We start from the raw sequence: 960 nt of genomic DNA on the forward strand, positions 1-960 counted from the left end.
TGAATCCGTCCGGGCTCGACGACCTCTACCTGCACATGTGGCTCCGTCACCCGATGTTGCGCCGCAAATTCGACCCGGCGGATCAGCGAAGTGCCCGGAATCTGAAGCGAACAGTCGATTCCTGGCTCGCGCTGGACCAGGAACTCGAGGACGGTATCAAGCTGTGGATGACGCGTGCAACCGGGTCCGCTGATTGATCCCATATGAGCGAAAGACGGGCGCCTTTCGGGGTGGGTGCAATAAATGATCAACGCTTCACCGGTGAATCACGAACCAGAGCAAGGGGTGGTCATGTCCCAGGCGAGCGCAGAAAGCAGTGCCCTGGAGAGACTGCTGGAAGTCATATCCGACACCCTGGAAATGGAAGTCAAAGACGGCTCGGTTTCCTTTCTTGGCCTGGGTGGGGATTCACTCGCGGCGATCATCGTTGCCGAGACGCTGCGGGAAGAGGGCTTGATCGTGGAAATCGGCGACATTTTCTCGGACATGCCCCTGGAACGGGTGGCAACTGCTCTCCAGGCTCCCTGAGACGAGTCGTTACTGCTGTGCCCATACATGTATGCTCTGGAGGGTGAAGTGAGGGACGGATACTACGTCTCCACCTATTTGACGCAGCCGGGCGTGCCCCATCTTTTGGACACGTGGATCCGCCATAACAACAACGTTTCGTTGTGGCGGAAGTCGGGTCGGGATGTTCAGGTTGTGGCGTATTGGCCGATTGAGCGGTTGTCTGGTTGGCGTCGTCATGGGGCGGGCGTACCCGATGAATCTTCCGGTATGCGGTTGATCGAGTCCCTGTTGTCCTCGGTGGGTGTCGAGGTCGATGAGGTGCTGGAGTTCTGGGGGACGCCGGGTATTGGCGGTGATCGCTACGTCGATGTGTCGGGTTACTTCGCGGATGTCGATCTGCCGCCGCACAGCTTGGCCCATGTGTTCAGCTGCGCCCTGCTGGACACCGGT

At 59.1% G+C, this 960-nt stretch carries 3 protein-coding genes; all 3 read left to right on the forward strand.

The window, feature by feature from the left end; translation table 11 throughout:
* A partial coding sequence (locus PV419_RS52890) for a hypothetical protein (RefSeq protein WP_319701248.1) occupies positions 1 to 197 on the forward strand: 197 nt, incomplete at its 5' end.
* A gap of 46 nt (positions 198 to 243) precedes the next feature.
* Positions 244 to 528 carry a phosphopantetheine-binding protein gene (locus tag PV419_RS52895; RefSeq protein ID WP_319701249.1) on the forward strand — a complete coding sequence of 95 codons (285 nt, stop codon included), beginning with the start codon at positions 244 to 246 and terminating at the stop codon, positions 526 to 528.
* A gap of 27 nt (positions 529 to 555) precedes the next feature.
* A partial coding sequence (locus PV419_RS52900; protein ID WP_319701250.1) for a hypothetical protein occupies positions 556 to 960 on the forward strand: 405 nt, incomplete at its 3' end.

It is taken from the genome of Streptomyces sp. ME19-01-6, assembly GCF_033793745.1.
In the GTDB taxonomy this organism is placed as follows: Bacteria; Actinomycetota; Actinomycetes; order Streptomycetales; family Streptomycetaceae; genus Streptomyces.